13 protein-coding genes and 1 pseudogene are annotated in these 15,493 nt (G+C 59.2%); 5 read left to right on the top strand and 9 right to left on the bottom strand.

All coding sequences use genetic code 11. The features are described from left to right. The 9 genes and pseudogenes from GSQ77_RS04800 to GSQ77_RS04760 form a co-directional block, all read right to left on the bottom strand. Positions 1 to 76 (bottom strand): annotated as a pseudogene (locus GSQ77_RS04800) (3-isopropylmalate dehydratase small subunit); the annotation flags it as partial. A gap of 141 nt (positions 77 to 217) precedes the next feature. Then, positions 218 to 1,627 (bottom strand): 3-isopropylmalate dehydratase large subunit, encoded by a 1,410-nt coding sequence (gene leuC / locus GSQ77_RS04795; RefSeq protein ID WP_158899526.1) that lies wholly within the window; start codon positions 1,625 to 1,627, stop codon positions 218 to 220. Between the two features lie 378 nt (positions 1,628 to 2,005). Continuing rightward, a complete protein-coding gene (gltA, locus tag GSQ77_RS04790) occupies positions 2,006 to 3,307 on the bottom strand; it encodes a citrate synthase (RefSeq protein ID WP_158899524.1) in 1,302 nt (433 codons plus the stop codon). Between the two features lie 29 nt (positions 3,308 to 3,336). Further along, positions 3,337 to 3,654, bottom strand: coding sequence for a succinate dehydrogenase assembly factor 2 (locus GSQ77_RS04785; RefSeq protein ID WP_158899522.1), 318 nt, complete (start codon positions 3,652 to 3,654; stop codon positions 3,337 to 3,339). Between the two features lies 1 nt (position 3,655). Then, positions 3,656 to 4,360 (bottom strand): succinate dehydrogenase iron-sulfur subunit, encoded by a 705-nt coding sequence (locus tag GSQ77_RS04780; protein WP_158899520.1) that lies wholly within the window; start codon positions 4,358 to 4,360, stop codon positions 3,656 to 3,658. Between the two features lie 33 nt (positions 4,361 to 4,393). Continuing rightward, entirely contained in the window at positions 4,394 to 6,169 is a 1,776-nt protein-coding gene (gene sdhA, locus GSQ77_RS04775) for a succinate dehydrogenase flavoprotein subunit (RefSeq protein ID WP_158899518.1), read from the bottom strand. Positions 6,170 to 6,171: 2 nt separating this feature from the next. After that, on the bottom strand, positions 6,172 to 6,540 hold the full coding sequence (sdhD, locus tag GSQ77_RS04770; RefSeq protein ID WP_158899516.1) for a succinate dehydrogenase, hydrophobic membrane anchor protein: 369 nt from the start codon (positions 6,538 to 6,540) through the stop codon (positions 6,172 to 6,174). 2 nt (positions 6,541 to 6,542) lie between these two features. After that, a complete protein-coding gene (gene sdhC, locus GSQ77_RS04765; RefSeq protein WP_158899514.1) occupies positions 6,543 to 6,956 on the bottom strand; it encodes a succinate dehydrogenase, cytochrome b556 subunit in 414 nt (137 codons plus the stop codon). A 173-nt stretch (positions 6,957 to 7,129) separates the two neighbouring features. Next, complete coding sequence (locus tag GSQ77_RS04760; RefSeq protein WP_158899512.1) at positions 7,130 to 7,915, bottom strand: GntR family transcriptional regulator; 786 nt, start codon at positions 7,913 to 7,915, stop codon at positions 7,130 to 7,132. Between the two features lie 272 nt (positions 7,916 to 8,187). On the opposite strand from GSQ77_RS04760, the gene GSQ77_RS04755 reads away from it, so the two are divergent. From GSQ77_RS04755 to acnA, 5 genes are all read left to right on the top strand, one after another. Then, a complete protein-coding gene (locus tag GSQ77_RS04755; RefSeq protein ID WP_158899510.1) occupies positions 8,188 to 9,171 on the top strand; it encodes a malate dehydrogenase in 984 nt (327 codons plus the stop codon). Positions 9,172 to 9,354: 183 nt separating this feature from the next. After that, complete coding sequence (locus GSQ77_RS04750) at positions 9,355 to 10,482, top strand: CoA ester lyase (RefSeq protein ID WP_158899508.1); 1,128 nt, start codon at positions 9,355 to 9,357, stop codon at positions 10,480 to 10,482. A gap of 178 nt (positions 10,483 to 10,660) precedes the next feature. Next, positions 10,661 to 11,158 carry a hypothetical protein gene (locus GSQ77_RS04745; protein WP_158899506.1) on the top strand — a complete coding sequence of 166 codons (498 nt, stop codon included), beginning with the start codon at positions 10,661 to 10,663 and terminating at the stop codon, positions 11,156 to 11,158. Positions 11,159 to 11,175: 17 nt separating this feature from the next. Continuing rightward, positions 11,176 to 12,627 (top strand): bifunctional 2-methylcitrate dehydratase/aconitate hydratase, encoded by a 1,452-nt coding sequence (locus tag GSQ77_RS04740; RefSeq protein WP_158899504.1) that lies wholly within the window; start codon positions 11,176 to 11,178, stop codon positions 12,625 to 12,627. A gap of 40 nt (positions 12,628 to 12,667) precedes the next feature. Next, complete coding sequence (gene acnA / locus GSQ77_RS04735; protein ID WP_158899502.1) at positions 12,668 to 15,388, top strand: aconitate hydratase AcnA; 2,721 nt, start codon at positions 12,668 to 12,670, stop codon at positions 15,386 to 15,388. Positions 15,389 to 15,493 lie beyond the last annotated feature (105 nt).

Raw genomic sequence — 15,493 nt, 5'->3', positions numbered from 1 at the left:
GGATGATCGCGTCCGTATCGACGTTTTCACGATCGAGCGGCATCACCATGCCGGTATGTACGACGAATTTATCCATGATTGCATCAAACCCGTAAAGACCGCCGCGGCGTCGCCGCAGGCAAGTCGGTTAGCGGCGCGAACCGCGCGCGCCTGTGTGCGCTCAGATGCACTTATTCATGCGCACCTGCCATGCACCTACATGCGGCCGAGCCGCTCGCTAGGAAAGCTTGCGAATATCGACAAAATGACCTTCGATCGCAGCAGCAGCCGCCATCGCCGGACTCACCAGATGCGTGCGGCCACCCGCGCCCTGCCGTCCTTCGAAATTGCGGTTCGACGTCGAAGCGCAGCGCTCGCCCGGCTCGAGACGATCGGCATTCATCGCCAGACACATCGAGCAACCGGGTTCACGCCATTCGAAGCCCGCGTTCAAAAAGACCTGATCCAGCCCTTCCTGCTCCGCTTGCTCTTTCACCAAGCCCGAACCCGGCACGACCATCGCCAGCCTCACATTCGGCGCAACACGCCGGCCCAGCTTGCGCACCACGTAAGCGGCAGCGCGTATGTCTTCGATGCGCGAGTTGGTGCAGGAACCGATAAACACCTTGTCGAGCTTGATCGATTCGAGCGGCGTATTGGGCGCCAGCGCCATGTACTTGAGCGCACGCTCCAGCGCCTCGCGTTTGACCGGGTCTTTCTCGCGCTCGGGATCCGGCACGCGCCCATCGATCGCGGCGACCATTTCCGGTGACGTTCCCCACGTGACTTGCGGCGAGATTTCTGCGGCATTGAGTTCGACCACGCGGTCGAACTTCGCACCTTCGTCCGAAACCAGCGTTTTCCAATAACGCGCCGCCTGCTCTAATTCGACGCCGGTAGGCGCATACGGACGCCCCTTGAAATACTGGATCGTCGTGTCGTCGACCGCGACCATGCCGGCGCGTGCGCCCGCTTCGATCGCCATATTGCATACCGTCATGCGGCCTTCCATCGACAGCGCGCGTATCGTCGAACCACCGAACTCGATTGCATAGCCCGTCCCGCCTGCGGTGCCGATCTTGCCGATGATCGCGAGAACCACGTCCTTTGCCGTACAGCCGCGGGGCAACGGACCGTTCACTGCGACCAGCATGTTCTTGCTTTTCTTCTGCATCAAGGTCTGGGTCGCGAGCACATGCTCGACTTCCGAGGTGCCGATGCCGAATGCCAATGCGCCAAAAGCGCCGTGGGTCGACGTATGCGAGTCGCCGCACACGATGGTCATGCCGGGCATGGTCGCACCTTGCTCGGGCCCTATCACGTGTACGATCCCTTGGCGCAGATCGTTCATCTTGAACTGGGTGATGCCGAACGCGTCGCAGTTCTCATCGAGCGTATCGACTTGCAGACGCGACACCGGATCGGCAATGCCGTTGCGGCGATCGGTGGTGGGAACGTTGTGATCCGAGACGGCGAGATTCGCACTGATACGCCACACTGGCCGATGCGCCAGCTTCAAACCTTCGAAGGCCTGCGGGCTCGTCACTTCATGCAGCAAGTGGCGATCGATGTAAATCAGTGTGGTGCCGTCTTCCTCGGTATGAACGACGTGCGAATCCCACAATTTGTCATAGAGGGTTTGGGCCATTTCCAACTCGATAAAAATGCGACTGGGCGCAGCGACATACCGCTGTAATCGACTTATTATGCCACAGGGAAACCCTCGAATCGAGCCAACCGATCGGCCAAACCGCCCATTAAAGTGCCATTAACGCGAGTCATGCACCAAATGCAGGACTAGTTCAGGATGTCTGATAGAAAGTCTGCGCAAAATTACGTTGCAGCAATGTCGTCCTTGGCGCGGCGTCCAAGAACAAACGCCCCCGGCATGCATCGCATACCGGGGGCGTTTTGGTGCAAGCGAACCGACCCGGAAGCCGCTTCGCTCGCCACACGCAAGATTACTGCTATCGCTGTCGCTTAATGCTGCGGCAGCCGAGCTATCCTGCGCGCTTGACGTTGCGCTTTAACGCTGATCCAGCGGCTTCGCTTCGCGCGGCGTGTTGCCGACAAAGAGCTGACGCGGACGACCAATCTTCTGATCTGCTTCGGAAATCATCTCGTTCCACTGCGCGATCCAGCCCACCGTACGCGCCATCGCGAAGATGCAGGTGAACATCGACGTCGGAATGCCCAGTGCGCGCTGCACGATGCCGGAATAGAAGTCCACGTTCGGGTAAAGCTTGCGCGACACAAAGTATTCGTCTTCGAGCGCGATTTTTTCCAGTTGCATCGCCAGCTTGAACAACGGGTCGTCGTGCAGGCCCAACTCATCAAGCACTTCGTGGCACGTTTCGCGCATCAGCTTGGCCCGCGGGTCGTAGTTCTTGTACACGCGGTGACCGAAGCCCATGAGCTTGACGCCCGAGTTCTTGTCCTTGACCTGCTTGATGAACTCGGGAATGTTGTCAACGGAGCCGATTTCTTCAAGCATGTTCAGCGCCGCTTCGTTGGCGCCGCCGTGTGCCGGGCCCCACAAGCAAGCGATACCGGCCGCGATACACGCAAACGGGTTGGCACCCGAGGAACCGGCCAGACGCACGGTCGAGGTCGAGGCGTTTTGCTCGTGATCGGCATGCAAGATCAGGATACGGTCCAGTGCGCGCACCAGCACATCATTGACCTTGTACTCTTCGCACGGATTGCCGAACATCATGCGCATGAAATTGGCGCTGTACGACAAATCATTACGCGGATACACGAACGGCATGCCGATCGTGTACTTGTACGCCATCGCCACCAGCGTAGGCAACTTCGCGATCATCCGGATCGCGGACACTTCGCGGTGACGCGGATCGTTGATATTGAGCGAATCGTGATAGAACGCCGAAAGTGCGCCCACGCAACCGGTCAGCACAGCCATCGGATGCGAATCGCGACGGAAGCCACGGAAGAAAAACTGCATCTGCTCGTGAACCATCGTGTGATTGGTCACGGTCGTCACGAATTCTTTCTTCTGCGCCACGTTCGGCAGTTCGCCGTTGAGCAGCAGATAGCAGGTCTCGAGGAAGTCGGTCTTGACCGCAAGTTGCTCAATCGGGTAGCCGCGATACAGCAGCTCGCCCTTGTCGCCATCGATGTAGGTGATGGCGGAGTTGCACGCCGCCGTCGACATGAAGCCCGGATCATAGGTGAACTTACCGGTCTGGCCATACAGCTTACGGATGTCGATTACATCCGGGCCCATCGTACCCTTGAAAATCGGCAGTTCTACACTGGGGGAATTGTCGCTGAACGTTAGCGTAGCCTTAACATCGGACGGAGTCATAGGTTCCTCGAGTCGAAAGAAGGTGAAACTTAAACGGACCGCAGCAGGCCCAGCACGCGCTGGACAGCCGGGGTGGCTAGCGGACCTTGCGGCTCTGAACGAGCCAACAACAGGTCCATCAAATCATTGTCGCCGAGTTCGAGAAGCTCGGTCAGCGCGCCCACATCGGCATCGCTGAGCTCATTCTCGTAGCGCGCAAAAAAACGCTCCATGATCAGGTCGTTTTCAAGCAAGCCGCGCCGTGCCCGCCAGCGCAGACGTGCCCGGCGCGCCGGGTCCTCCTGGTGAGAGGTGGACTCGGGCGATGCCTGAGGGGACACCCTCGGCGGCTCTGCCGGCGTAGTCATCTCAGATCGCCCTACGCACCATCAGTTCTTTGATCTTGCCGATGGCCTTGGTCGGGTTCAGACCCTTCGGGCATACGTCGACGCAATTCATGATGGTGTGGCAGCGGAACAGGCGGTACGGGTCTTCCAGGTTATCCAGACGCTCGGCCGTGGCTTGGTCGCGGCTGTCTGCGATAAAGCGGTAAGCCTGCAGCAGCCCGGCGGGTCCGACGAACTTGTCCGGATTCCACCAGAAGCTCGGGCAGGAAGTCGAACAGCTTGCGCACAGGATACATTCATACAGACCGTCCAGCTCGTCGCGTTGTTCCGGCGATTGCAGACGTTCTTTTTCAGGCGGCGGCGTATCGTTGATCAGGAACGGCTTGATCGAATGATACTGGTTGAAGAATTGCGTGAAGTCGCAAATCAGGTCGCGCACCACCGGCAGGCCCGGCAACGGACGCAGCACGATCTTCTGCGGCAGATCGTTCAGGTTGGTCTGGCAAGCCAAACCGTTCTTGCCGTTGATGTTCATCGCGTCCGAACCGCACACGCCTTCGCGGCATGAACGGCGAAACGACAGCGTTTCGTCGATCGACTTCAGTTTCACCAATGCGTCGAGCAGCATGCGCTCGTGCGAATCGATCTCGACCTCGTAGCTCTGCATGCGCGGTGCCGCATCGCTGTCCGGATCGTAACGATAAATCTCAAATGTTCTGATTGCCATAATGTAAGTCCTTGCTTGCGGATTCGCCTGCGTTTAGAACGTGCGTGCCTTCGGCGGTACCGATTCAACGGTCAACGGCGTCATGTGCACCGGCTTGTAATCGAGGCGATCGCCTTCGCTGAACCACAACGTGTGGCGCATCCAGTTTTCGTCATCGCGATGCTCAAAATCCGACTGAGCATGAGCGCCCCGGCTTTCCTTGCGCGCTTCCGCGGAAACCAAGGTCGCGCGGGCAGCTTCGGTCAGGTTGGCCAATTCGAGCGCTTCGACCAGTGCCGTGTTGAACACCTTCGACTTGTCCTTCAAGTGAATGTGATCCGCACGCGCGGCGATTTCCTGGATCTTCTGCACGCCAGTCGACAGCAGTTCCGAGGTACGGAACACGCCGGCGTAGGTCTGCATGGTCTTGCGGATATCGTTCGCGACGTCCTGGGTGTACTCGCCCGATGTCGAGTTTTGCAGCTTGGCCAAACGCGACAGTGAGCGGTCAGCGGCATCGGCCGGCAACGGCTTGTGTTCGCGGACGTTCTTGAGGTTCTCGATGATGTGATTGCCCGCGGCGCGGCCGAATACCAGCAAGTCGAGCAGCGAATTCGTGCCCAGACGGTTGGCACCGTGCACCGAGACGCACGAGCATTCGCCCACGGCATACAAACCGTTGAGCGGCGCTTCGACCGCACCCGGGCGGCCGACCACCTGGCCGTGGATATTGGTAGGAATACCGCCCATCTGGTAATGGATGGTCGGGATCACCGGGATCGGTTCCTTGATACAGTCGACGTTCGCGAATTTCAACGCGATTTCACGAATCGACGGCAAGCGCTTCATGATGGTTTCGGCGCCGATGTGCGACAGATCGAGCAGCACGTAATCGCCGTTCGGGCCGCAACCGCGCCCTTCCTTGATTTCCTGGTCCATCGAACGCGACACGAAATCGCGCGGCGCCAGATCCTTCAGCGTCGGGGCATAACGTTCCATGAAACGTTCACCGTTCGAGTTGCGCAAGATACCGCCCTCGCCGCGCACACCTTCGGTAATCAGCACGCCCGCACCCGCCACGCCGGTCGGATGGAACTGCCAGAACTCCATGTCTTGCAGCGCAATGCCGGCCCGCGCCGCCATGCCCAGCCCGTCGCCCGTGTTGATGTAGGCGTTGGTGGAAGCTGCGTAAATCCGGCCCGCGCCGCCGGTGGCGAACAAGGTGGTCTTGCCTTCGAGAATGTAGACGTCGCCCGTTTCCATTTCCATCGCGGTCACGCCGAGCACGTCGCCATCGGCATCGCGTATCAGGTCGAGCGCCATCCATTCGACAAAGAAATGCGTCTTGGCCTGGACGTTCTGCTGATAAAGCGTGTGCAACAGCGCGTGACCGGTGCGGTCGGCGGCCGCGCAAGCGCGCTGCACCGGCTTTTCGCCGTAGTTAGCGGTGTGGCCGCCAAACGGACGCTGATAAATCGTGCCGTCCGCATTACGGTCAAACGGCATGCCGAAGTGTTCGAGTTCGTAGACCACTTTCGGTGCTTCACGACACATGTATTCGATCGCATCCTGGTCGCCGAGCCAGTCGGAACCCTTGATCGTGTCGTAGAAGTGATAGTGCCAATTGTCTTCGCTCATGTTGCCCAGCGATGCGCCAATCCCGCCCTGGGCGGCCACTGTGTGCGAACGGGTGGGGAACACTTTGGACAGCACGGCAACCGACAACCCGGCCTTGGCCAGTTGCAGCGACGCGCGCATGCCCGAACCGCCTGCACCGACAATCACCACGTCAAAACGACGACGCGGCAAAGACTTTTTGATTTCAGCCATGCTTAAACTCTCCAGAGAATCTGTGCGGCGTAGCCAGCGCATCCGAGCAACCAAACGATCGTCAAAACCTGCAGCACGAGGCGCAGGCCGACCGGCTTGATGTAGTCCATCCAGATGTCGCGGATACCGACCCAAGCGTGGTAGAACACCGCCAGCATGGTCACGAAGGTAGCCAATTTCATCCACTGTACGGAGAAGATCGAAGCCCAGCCTTCGTACGAGAAATCGTGGGCGGCGAAAAACCAGCCCAGCAAGATAATCGTATAGATCGCCATGATCGCGGCGGTCGCGCGTTGCGCGAGCCAGTCACGCAGGCCGTAATGCGCGCCGACGACGACCCGCTTGGAACCGATTTTTTCAATCTGCGCCATGATTAAAACGCTCCAAACAATTTAGCTGCGACGGCCAGCGTCAGCAGGGAAGAAACGATCAGCACCACGGCGGAAGTCGTACGGCCGCGTTCTTTGGTAACCGCAGCGTGGTTGGTGTCCATGATCAGATGGCGCACGCCCGCGCAGAAATGGAACAGGAACGCCCATGACAGCACGAGAATAATCAATTTGACGATGATGTTGGAAGCGATGCCCTTGAGCGTGTCAAAGGTGATTTCCGAGGTGAGGCTTTGTTCGAAGAGATAGAGCGCGAAAGGCAACAGCAGAAACAGGATCAATCCGCTTGCGCGGTGCAGGATGGAGACCCGGCCGGCCAACGGTAGCCGATATTTCAGGATCTGAGCAATTCCGATATTCCGGTATTCCGGTCTCGGTTTCTTCAAAACTTCAGCCATGCTGGACCTCATTAAGTCGTTTAACTTTTGAATTTTAGCGCCTTTTGCCCCGGCCCTGCAGCGAAACCACGGACCGAGTCGACGGCGCACCTACTAAATCATTGATATGGCGAGCGATATCCGTAAATGACGATTTAGAACCGCTCCGGTATTTATCATTTCGACAGGCTCATTCAGCTTAAATCGTTCTGATAAAAGTATTGTGTCGTGACGTACCAGCCGCGGCGCACCTCGACCGGCCGATCGCCATAGGTATAGGTCACCCGGTCGACACTCAGGAGCGGAAATCCTTCGGCCACGCCCAACCGCTCCGCGACCGCGGCATCGGCTGCTACCGCTCGAATTTTTTCCGACGCGCGAATCATACGCGTGCCGAACTCGGTTTCAAATAGCGCGTACAACGGCCCCTTGTGCTCGGCCAGCCGTTCCAGCGTCAAACCGCGGAACATTGCGCCGGGCAGCCAGATCTCGTCCAGCACCGTCGCCACGCCGGAAAACTCCAGCACCCGCCGCACCAACACCACCGGATCGGCCGGCCGGATCTCGAGCTGGCGCGCGATCTCGGCGGGCGCGCGCAGTCGTCGGCAGTCGATCAAACGGCTGTCGTGCGGCGTGTCGAGCCCACTATCGGGTAGTAAACGTAAGAAACGGAACTGCACGCGATCTTCGGTATGCGTGGCGACAAAGGTGCCCTTGCCCTGCCGGCGCACCACGATGTTGTCGGCCGCGAGTTCGTCGATGGCCTTGCGCACCGTGCCTTGGCTGACCTTGTAACGCGTCGCCAGCTCGACCTCGCTGGGAATGATCTCGCCGGGCTTCCACTCGCCAGCCTCCAGGCTTTGCGTGATCAACCCTTTGATTTGCTGGTATAACGGACTGAACGTGGGCGATGGCGCACCGGCATCGGCAGTGCGCTCGCCGCCCGCGGCATTCGATGAATTGGCCTGGTTCGTAGTCATCGCAATATTGCATCATAAAGTGCCGGGTCCGTCCATCGAAATCCCTGAAATTCTTATGTCTTATATAAGACATAAGAGAGGGTTGACTTTCGACTTTCGCACTTCTACACTCCGTGTCAAAATCGAGGTCCGATCACAGTACCGTAACCGGACTGTGTCATATTAAGTCAGTCGCGCTTCGGTATGTCTCGGGCTTGCCTGCCAGGTCCGTGATCGCGAGTATGTACTAGTGTGCCCGTCACACCCCTTCACGATTCGTTTGGAGAACTCTCATGGCCAAGACCGCAAAGCGCGTTGCCGTTACCGGCGCCGCCGGTCAAATCGCTTACTCCCTGCTGTTTCGCATCGCCAACGGCGACCTGCTCGGCAAGGACCAGCCCGTAATCCTCCAGTTGCTCGACCTCCCGCAAGCTCAAGGCGCCGTTAAAGGCGTTGTAATGGAGTTGGAAGATTGCGCGTTTCCGCTGCTGTCCGGCGTGGTGATCACCGACGACCCGAAAGTGGCATTCAAGGATGCCGACGTTGCACTGCTGGTCGGCGCCCGCCCGCGCAGCAAGGGTATGGAACGCAAGGACCTGTTGACCGCCAATGCGGAAATCTTCACGGTCCAGGGCCGCGCCATCAACGAAGTCGCGAGCCGCGACATCAAGGTGCTGGTCGTCGGCAATCCGGCGAACACCAATGCCTACATCGCGATGAAGTCGGCGCCGGATCTGCCGAAAAAGAACTTCACCGCCATGCTGCGCCTCGATCACAACCGCGCGCTGTCGCAACTGGCTGCCAAGTCGGGCAAGCCTGTCGCTTCGATCGAAAAGCTGGCTGTGTGGGGCAACCACTCGCCGACCATGTACCCGGACTTCCGCGTCGCCACGGTTGAAGGCCAGTCGCTGACCAAGCTGATCAACGACGACGAATGGAATCGCAACACGTTCATCCCGACCGTCGGCAAGCGCGGCGCGGCGATCATCGAAGCACGCGGCCTGTCGTCGGCAGCTTCGGCGGCCAATGCTGCGATCGATCACGTGCGTGACTGGGTGCTCGGCACCAACGGCAAGTGGGTCACGATGGGCATTCCGTCGGATGGTTCATACGGCATTCCGGAAGACATCATCTACGGCGTTCCCGTCACCTGCGAAAACGGCGAATACAAGCGCATCGAGGGCTTGGCGATCGACGCGTTTTCTCGCGAAAAGATGGACGGCACGCTGCAGGAATTGCTTGAAGAACGCGAAGGCATCCAGCATCTGCTGGGCTGAACGTTCGAGGCGCTGGCCCGGTATGGTCCAGCGTCTTGATCGGCGTTTGCCACCCGGGTCTGCCACCTTAATGCTGGCGACTCCGATTTTCCCCCGTCCGGCCCTGTTGTCTGGCCGGCCGTTCGACCTGCTGTCTGGCCGATGCTAGTGCCAGCTTATTTGAGATTCAAGTCGCTCTTCGCCATGCGCGCACAGAATCCTGCCGAAGTGTTGTTCGACGGTGAAGCACCTCCGGTGCTATTACCGCCGTGTGATCATTACGCTGGCAGCGAAAAGCTGATGCTCAAATCGCTGGCGCTGCAGCAGCGGCTAGGTCCCGTGTTCGACGTCACCCTCGATTGCGAGGATGGCGCAGAGGTTGGCCGCGAATCGGCTCACGCGGAGCTGGTCGCAAGCCTGATAGGTAGCCGCGAAGATCATTTCGGCCGGGTCGGCGTGCGTATCCACGCGTTCGATCACCGGGCCTGGCGCGATGACATCGATTTGATTTTGCGCGCCGCACACCATGCGCCCGCCTACATTACACTCCCGAAAATCCGCAGCGCGCACGAAGCGCGCGAGATGATCGCTCATATTGAAAGCACTGTTCGCGCGTTGGGCTTGGATCGCCCGGTGCCGGTGCATATACTCGTTGAAACACATGGCGCGCTTGCCGAGGTCGCTCAACTGGTCGCGCTGCCTGCGGTCCAGGCGTTGAGTTTCGGGCTGATGGATTTCGTCTCCGCGCATCATGGCGCGATTACGGACAACGCAATGCGCTCTCCCGGGCAATTCGATCATCCGCTGGTGCGGCGGGCCAAGCTGGAAATATCGGCGGCTTGCCATGCGCATGGCAAAGTGCCCTCGCATAACGTCACCACCGAGATTCGCGATCTTTCCGTCGTAGCGAGCGACGCACGACGCGCTCGGGAAGAGTTTGCCTATACGCGGATGTGGAGTATCCACCCCGACCAGATCGAGCCTATCGTCGCCGCGTTTGCGCCCGACGGCGCTCAGATCGAGCTTGCCGCACAGATTTTGCTGACGGCCCAGGCCGCCAATTGGGCGCCGATCCGGCATCAGAACACCCTGCATGACCGCGCCAGCTTTCGTTACTACTGGTCCGTACTGAGCCGCGCCCGTGCAATAGGGCTATCGTTGCCGGCGGAAACGGCCATTTTCTTTGCCGCGGAGGCGCCCCTTTCTACGAATCAGGCACGACACTCTGCGAGCAAGGCGACACCCGCCACGAATGATGAAGCGCCCCTCATTAATGATAAAACGTCGGATAAAACGCCGCTTACGGCCGCTGCAGGCCGATCCGCCTCATGACCCCAACATTTTTCTTCTTAGTGCGAACCCCTATCAGGGCGAAGATTTGGAATTCATACCGATAATTAGGCGAAAATAGAGGCCGCCGCAATTTCCGTAAGTGTCGCCTGCGCCGTCAATGACCCAACGACCTTACTGCCGCGACCCTGGTAACCCTGATCATCCTTTGGAAGGTTTAATGAAAAAAGTACTCTCTCTAGCAATCGCCGCCGCATTTGCAAGCACCTCGTTGTTGGCTGCCACCGACGTGATCGCCCAAACCGCCGCCTCGGCCCCCAAAGCCGCAACCGCAAAGCCCGCTTCCGGCGTCAAGCCGGCAGCCAAGCATGTCGTAGCCAAGCGCAAGGTCGTCAAGAAGAAAGAAGTTGTCGCTGCGAAGGAAACCATGCCGGCAGACGCCGTCAAGTGGAGCTGCGCTGAAGGCGAATCGATCTACGTCGAGGGCGACCTGAAACACGATGAGAATTTGACCGTGTTCTTCGACCATCATTCCAATAAATTGCCGCGCGAAAAAACCACCACCGGCGCCGATCGTTTCTACGATCCGGCCAGCACGTGGGATCTGGTGGTCATTCCGACCAAAGCGATGTTGTTCCAGGACAACCAGCACGACCGCCTGGCTGACGAATGCAAGGCCGACGTGGCCAGCCAAAGCGCACCGGTGCAAAAACCCTAAGGCTCACGGAAATCTCCATGTCCGCATCGATTTCGAGCGTTCGGCCTAAACCAGACAAAGTTCTGGTCGATATTGTCGACTATGTACGCAAGTACAAAATCGACAGTAAGCTGGCGCTCGACACCGCACGCAACTGCCTGATCGACACGCTAGGCTGCGGACTGGAGGCCCTGTCATACCCGGCCTGCACCAAACTGATGGGGCCTATCGTTCCCGGCACTGTCGTTCCCAACGGTGCCAAGGTACCGGGCACGCAATTCCAGCTCGACCCAGTACAAGCCGCCTTCAACATAGGCGCGATGATCCGCTGGCTGGACTTCAACGACACGTGGCTCGCCGCCGAATGGGGCCACCCGTCGGACAACCTGGGCGGCATCCTCGCCACCGCAGACTGGCTCTCGCGCAACGCAGTCGCCACGGGTAAAAAACCGTTGACGATGAAAGACGTCTTGATCGGCATGGTCAAGGCGCACGAAATTCAGGGTTGTATCGCACTCGAAAACTCATTCAACAAGGTCGGCCTCGACCACGTGCTGCTCGTCAAGCTAGCCTCGACCGCGGTGGTCGGCGAGCTGATCGGCCTCACGCGCGACGAGTTGATCAACGCCGTCTCGCTGGCGCTGGTCGATGGCCAGTCGCTGCGCACTTACCGCCACGCGCCCAACACTGGCAGCCGCAAGTCGTGGGCCGCGGGTGACGCCACCTCGCGCGCGGTGCGCCTGGCGCTGATCGCCAAGACCGGCGAGATGGGTTATCCGTCGGTGCTGACGGCTCCGACCTGGGGCTTCTACGACGTGCTGTTCGATGGCAAGCCGTTCAAATTCCAGCGCGACTACGGCAGCTACGTGATGGAAAACGTGCTGTTCAAGATTTCGTTTCCGGCCGAATTCCACTCGCAAACCGCGGTCGAAGCCGCGCTCACGCTGCATGCGGCGCTTGCGAAGGCCGGCAAGTCAGTCGCCGACATCAAGAAAATCACGATACGCACGCACGAAGCGGCGATCCGCATCATCGACAAGCAAGGCCCGCTGGCCAACCCGGCCGACCGCGACCATTGCATCCAGTACATGGTGGCCGTGCCGTTGATCTTCGGGCGTCTGACGGCGGCCGACTATGAAGATGCGATCGCACAGGATCCGCGCATCGATACGCTGCGCGAGAAGATCGTGTGCGTCGAAGACAAGCAATTCACCAAGGATTACCACGATCCGGAAAAACGTTCGATCGCCAATGCGTTGACGATCGAATTCAAGGACGGCAAGAAGCTCGCGGAGGTGGTGGTGGAGTATCCGATCGGGCACAAGCGCCGCCGCAAGGATGGTATTCCGTTATTGATCGAGAAATTCAAGATCAACTTGGCCCGCCACTTCCCGGCCAAGCAACAGGAAGCCATCTTGGCGGTGTCGCTCGATCAGAAAAAACTCGAAGCAATGGCCGTCAACGAGTATGTCGATTTGTATGTGATTTAACTGTTTCCGATTCTTTTTGCGAATAACCGAAGGAAATTCCATGGCCCATAATCTGCATAAAACGCTGAAAGATTTCGACGCAGGCTCCGGCAAGCCTGCCAAATTCTATTCACTGCCCGCACTTGGCAAAGCACTCGGCGTCAAAATCGAGCGCCTGCCGGTTTCGATCCGCATCGTGCTCGAGTCGGTGCTGCGCAACTACGACGGCAAGAAGATCGCGGACGAGCATATCGCTCAGCTCGCCAACTGGAAGCCAGTCGCCAACCGCGTCGATGAGATTCCGTTTGTCGTGTCGCGCGTGGTGCTGCAGGATTTCACCGGTGTGCCGCTGCTCGCCGACATCGCTGCCATGCGCGGCGTGGCCGAACAGATGGGCAAAGACCCGAAATCGATCGAGCCGCTGGTGCCGGTCGATCTGGTGGTCGACCACTCGGTGCAGATCGATTATTTCCGTCAGCCCAATGCGCTTGACCTGAACATGAAACTGGAATTCCAGCGCAATAACGAGCGCTACCAGTTCATGAAGTGGGGCATGCAGGCATTCGATACGTTCAAAGTCGTGCCGCCGGGCATCGGCATCGTTCACCAGGTCAACCTTGAATATCTGGCACGCGGCGTGCACAGCAAGAAGATCGACAACGACAAGGTCTATTACCCCGATTCGCTGGTCGGTACCGACAGCCACACCACCATGATCAACGGGATTGGCGTGGTGGGCTGGGGCGTGGGCGGCATCGAAGCGGAAGCCGGCATGCTCGGGCAGCCGGTCTATTTCCTGACGCCGGATGTGGTCGGCGTGGAACTGAAAGGCCGCTTGCGCGAAGGCGTGACGGCGACCGACCTGGTCCTGACCATTACCGAAATGCTGCGCCGCGAGAAGGTCGTCGGCAAGTTCGTTGAGTTCTTCGGTGAAGGCACCGCTTCGCTGGCGTTGCCGGACCGCGCCACGATCGGCAATATGGCACCGGAATACGGCGCAACGATGGGCTTTTTCCCGGTCGACGACAAGACCATCGAGTACTTCGAAGGCACGGGCCGCACCAAGGATGAAATCGCTGCGTTCCAGAATTACTTCAAGGCGCAGGGTCTGTATGGCATCCCCAAAGCCGGCCAGATCGACTACACCAATGTCGTCTCGCTGGACCTCGGCACCGTGTCGCCGTCGTTGGCAGGCCCGAAGCGTCCCCAGGACCGCATCGAGCTCGGCAACATGAAGACCAACTTCGCCGATTTGTTCTCGAAGCCGGCCAGCGCCAACGGTTTTTCCAAGACCCCCGCGCAGCTCGAAGAAACCTACAAGACCACCGACGGCGTGTCGGTGAAAAACGGCGACATCCTGATCGCAGCCATCACGTCTTGCACCAACACGTCGAACCCGAGCGTGCTGCTCGCGGCCGGCCTGCTGGCCAAGAAGGCCGTGGCGGCCGGTCTGAGCGTGGCTCCGCACATCAAGACCTCGCTCGCGCCGGGTTCGCGCGTCGTGACCGAATACCTGACCGCTGCCGGCTTGCTGCCCTACCTGGAACAGTTGGGCTTCGGCGTCACGGCCTACGGCTGCACGACCTGTATCGGTAATGCCGGCGACCTGACCCCGGAACTGAACGAAGCGATCGCGAAGAACGACATCGTGGCGGCGGCCGTGCTGTCGGGCAACCGTAACTTCGAAGCGCGGATCCACCCGAGCATTCGCGCCAACTTCCTGGCCTCGCCGCCGCTGGTTGTCGCTTACGCGATCGCCGGCAACGTCACGCGCGATTTGATGACGGAGCCGGTCGGTAAGGGCAAGAATGGCAAGGATATCTACTTGGGCGACATTTGGCCGACCAGCGAAGAAATCCAGAAGCTGATGAAGTTCGCGTTGAATTCGAAAGTGTTCAAGCAGAACTACGCTGAGCTGACCAAGAAAGGCGATCTGTGGAGCAAGATCGAAGGTGAAGCGGGCGAAGTCTATACGTGGCCGAAATCGACCTACATCGCTGAGCCGCCGTTCTTCGGCAACAACTTCAGCATGCAGCCCGCTGACAGCATTGCACCGGTCAAAGGCGCGCGCGCCCTGGGCGTGTTCGGTGACTCAGTCACCACCGACCACATCTCCCCGGCCGGTTCGATCAAGGAAGCGTCGCCCGCAGGCGACTGGCTCAAGGCCAACGGCGTGCAAAAAGCCGACTTCAACAGCTACGGCTCGCGCCGCGGCAACCACGAAGTGATGATGCGCGGCACGTTCGCCAACGTCCGGATCAAGAACCTGATGCTGCCGGCCAATGCCGACGGCACCCGGATCGAAGGCGGCGTGACGATCTTCCAACCGTCCGGCAAACATATGCCGATCTACGACGCGGCGATGAAGTACATCGACGAAGGCACCCCGACCGTGGTGTTCGGCGGCGAAGAGTACGGCACCGGCAGCTCGCGCGACTGGGCCGCCAAGGGTACGCAATTGCTGGGTGTGAAGGTCGTTGTCGCACGCAGCTTCGAGCGCATTCACCGTTCCAACCTGGTTGGCATGGGCGTGTTGCCGTTGCAGTTCAAGGACGGCGCGAGCGTCGATACGCTGAAGATCACCGGCGAAGAATCGTTCGACGTCGAAGGTCTGGGCAACGATTTCAAACCGCAACAGGACGTCACGCTGGTGATCCATCGTAAAGATGGCAGCACTCAGAAGGTGCCGGTTCTGCTGCGTGTCGATACGCCGATCGAAGTCGATTACTACAAACACGGCGGTATCCTGCCGTACGTGCTTCGTTCGCTGCTCGCTGCATAAATTGTTTTTGCAGGTTGTCGCGCCTTAGGCGCGGCTTTCCCAGCCCGGCTCAATGCCGGGCTTTTTTATGCGCGCTTCCGGGCGGTTTTTTGCCTATTTATCGGG

This window comes from Burkholderia sp. L27(2015), from assembly GCF_009765705.1.
GTDB lineage: Bacteria > Pseudomonadota > Gammaproteobacteria > Burkholderiales > Burkholderiaceae > LMUX01.
This window is presented reverse-complemented; position numbering and strand designations above follow the sequence as displayed.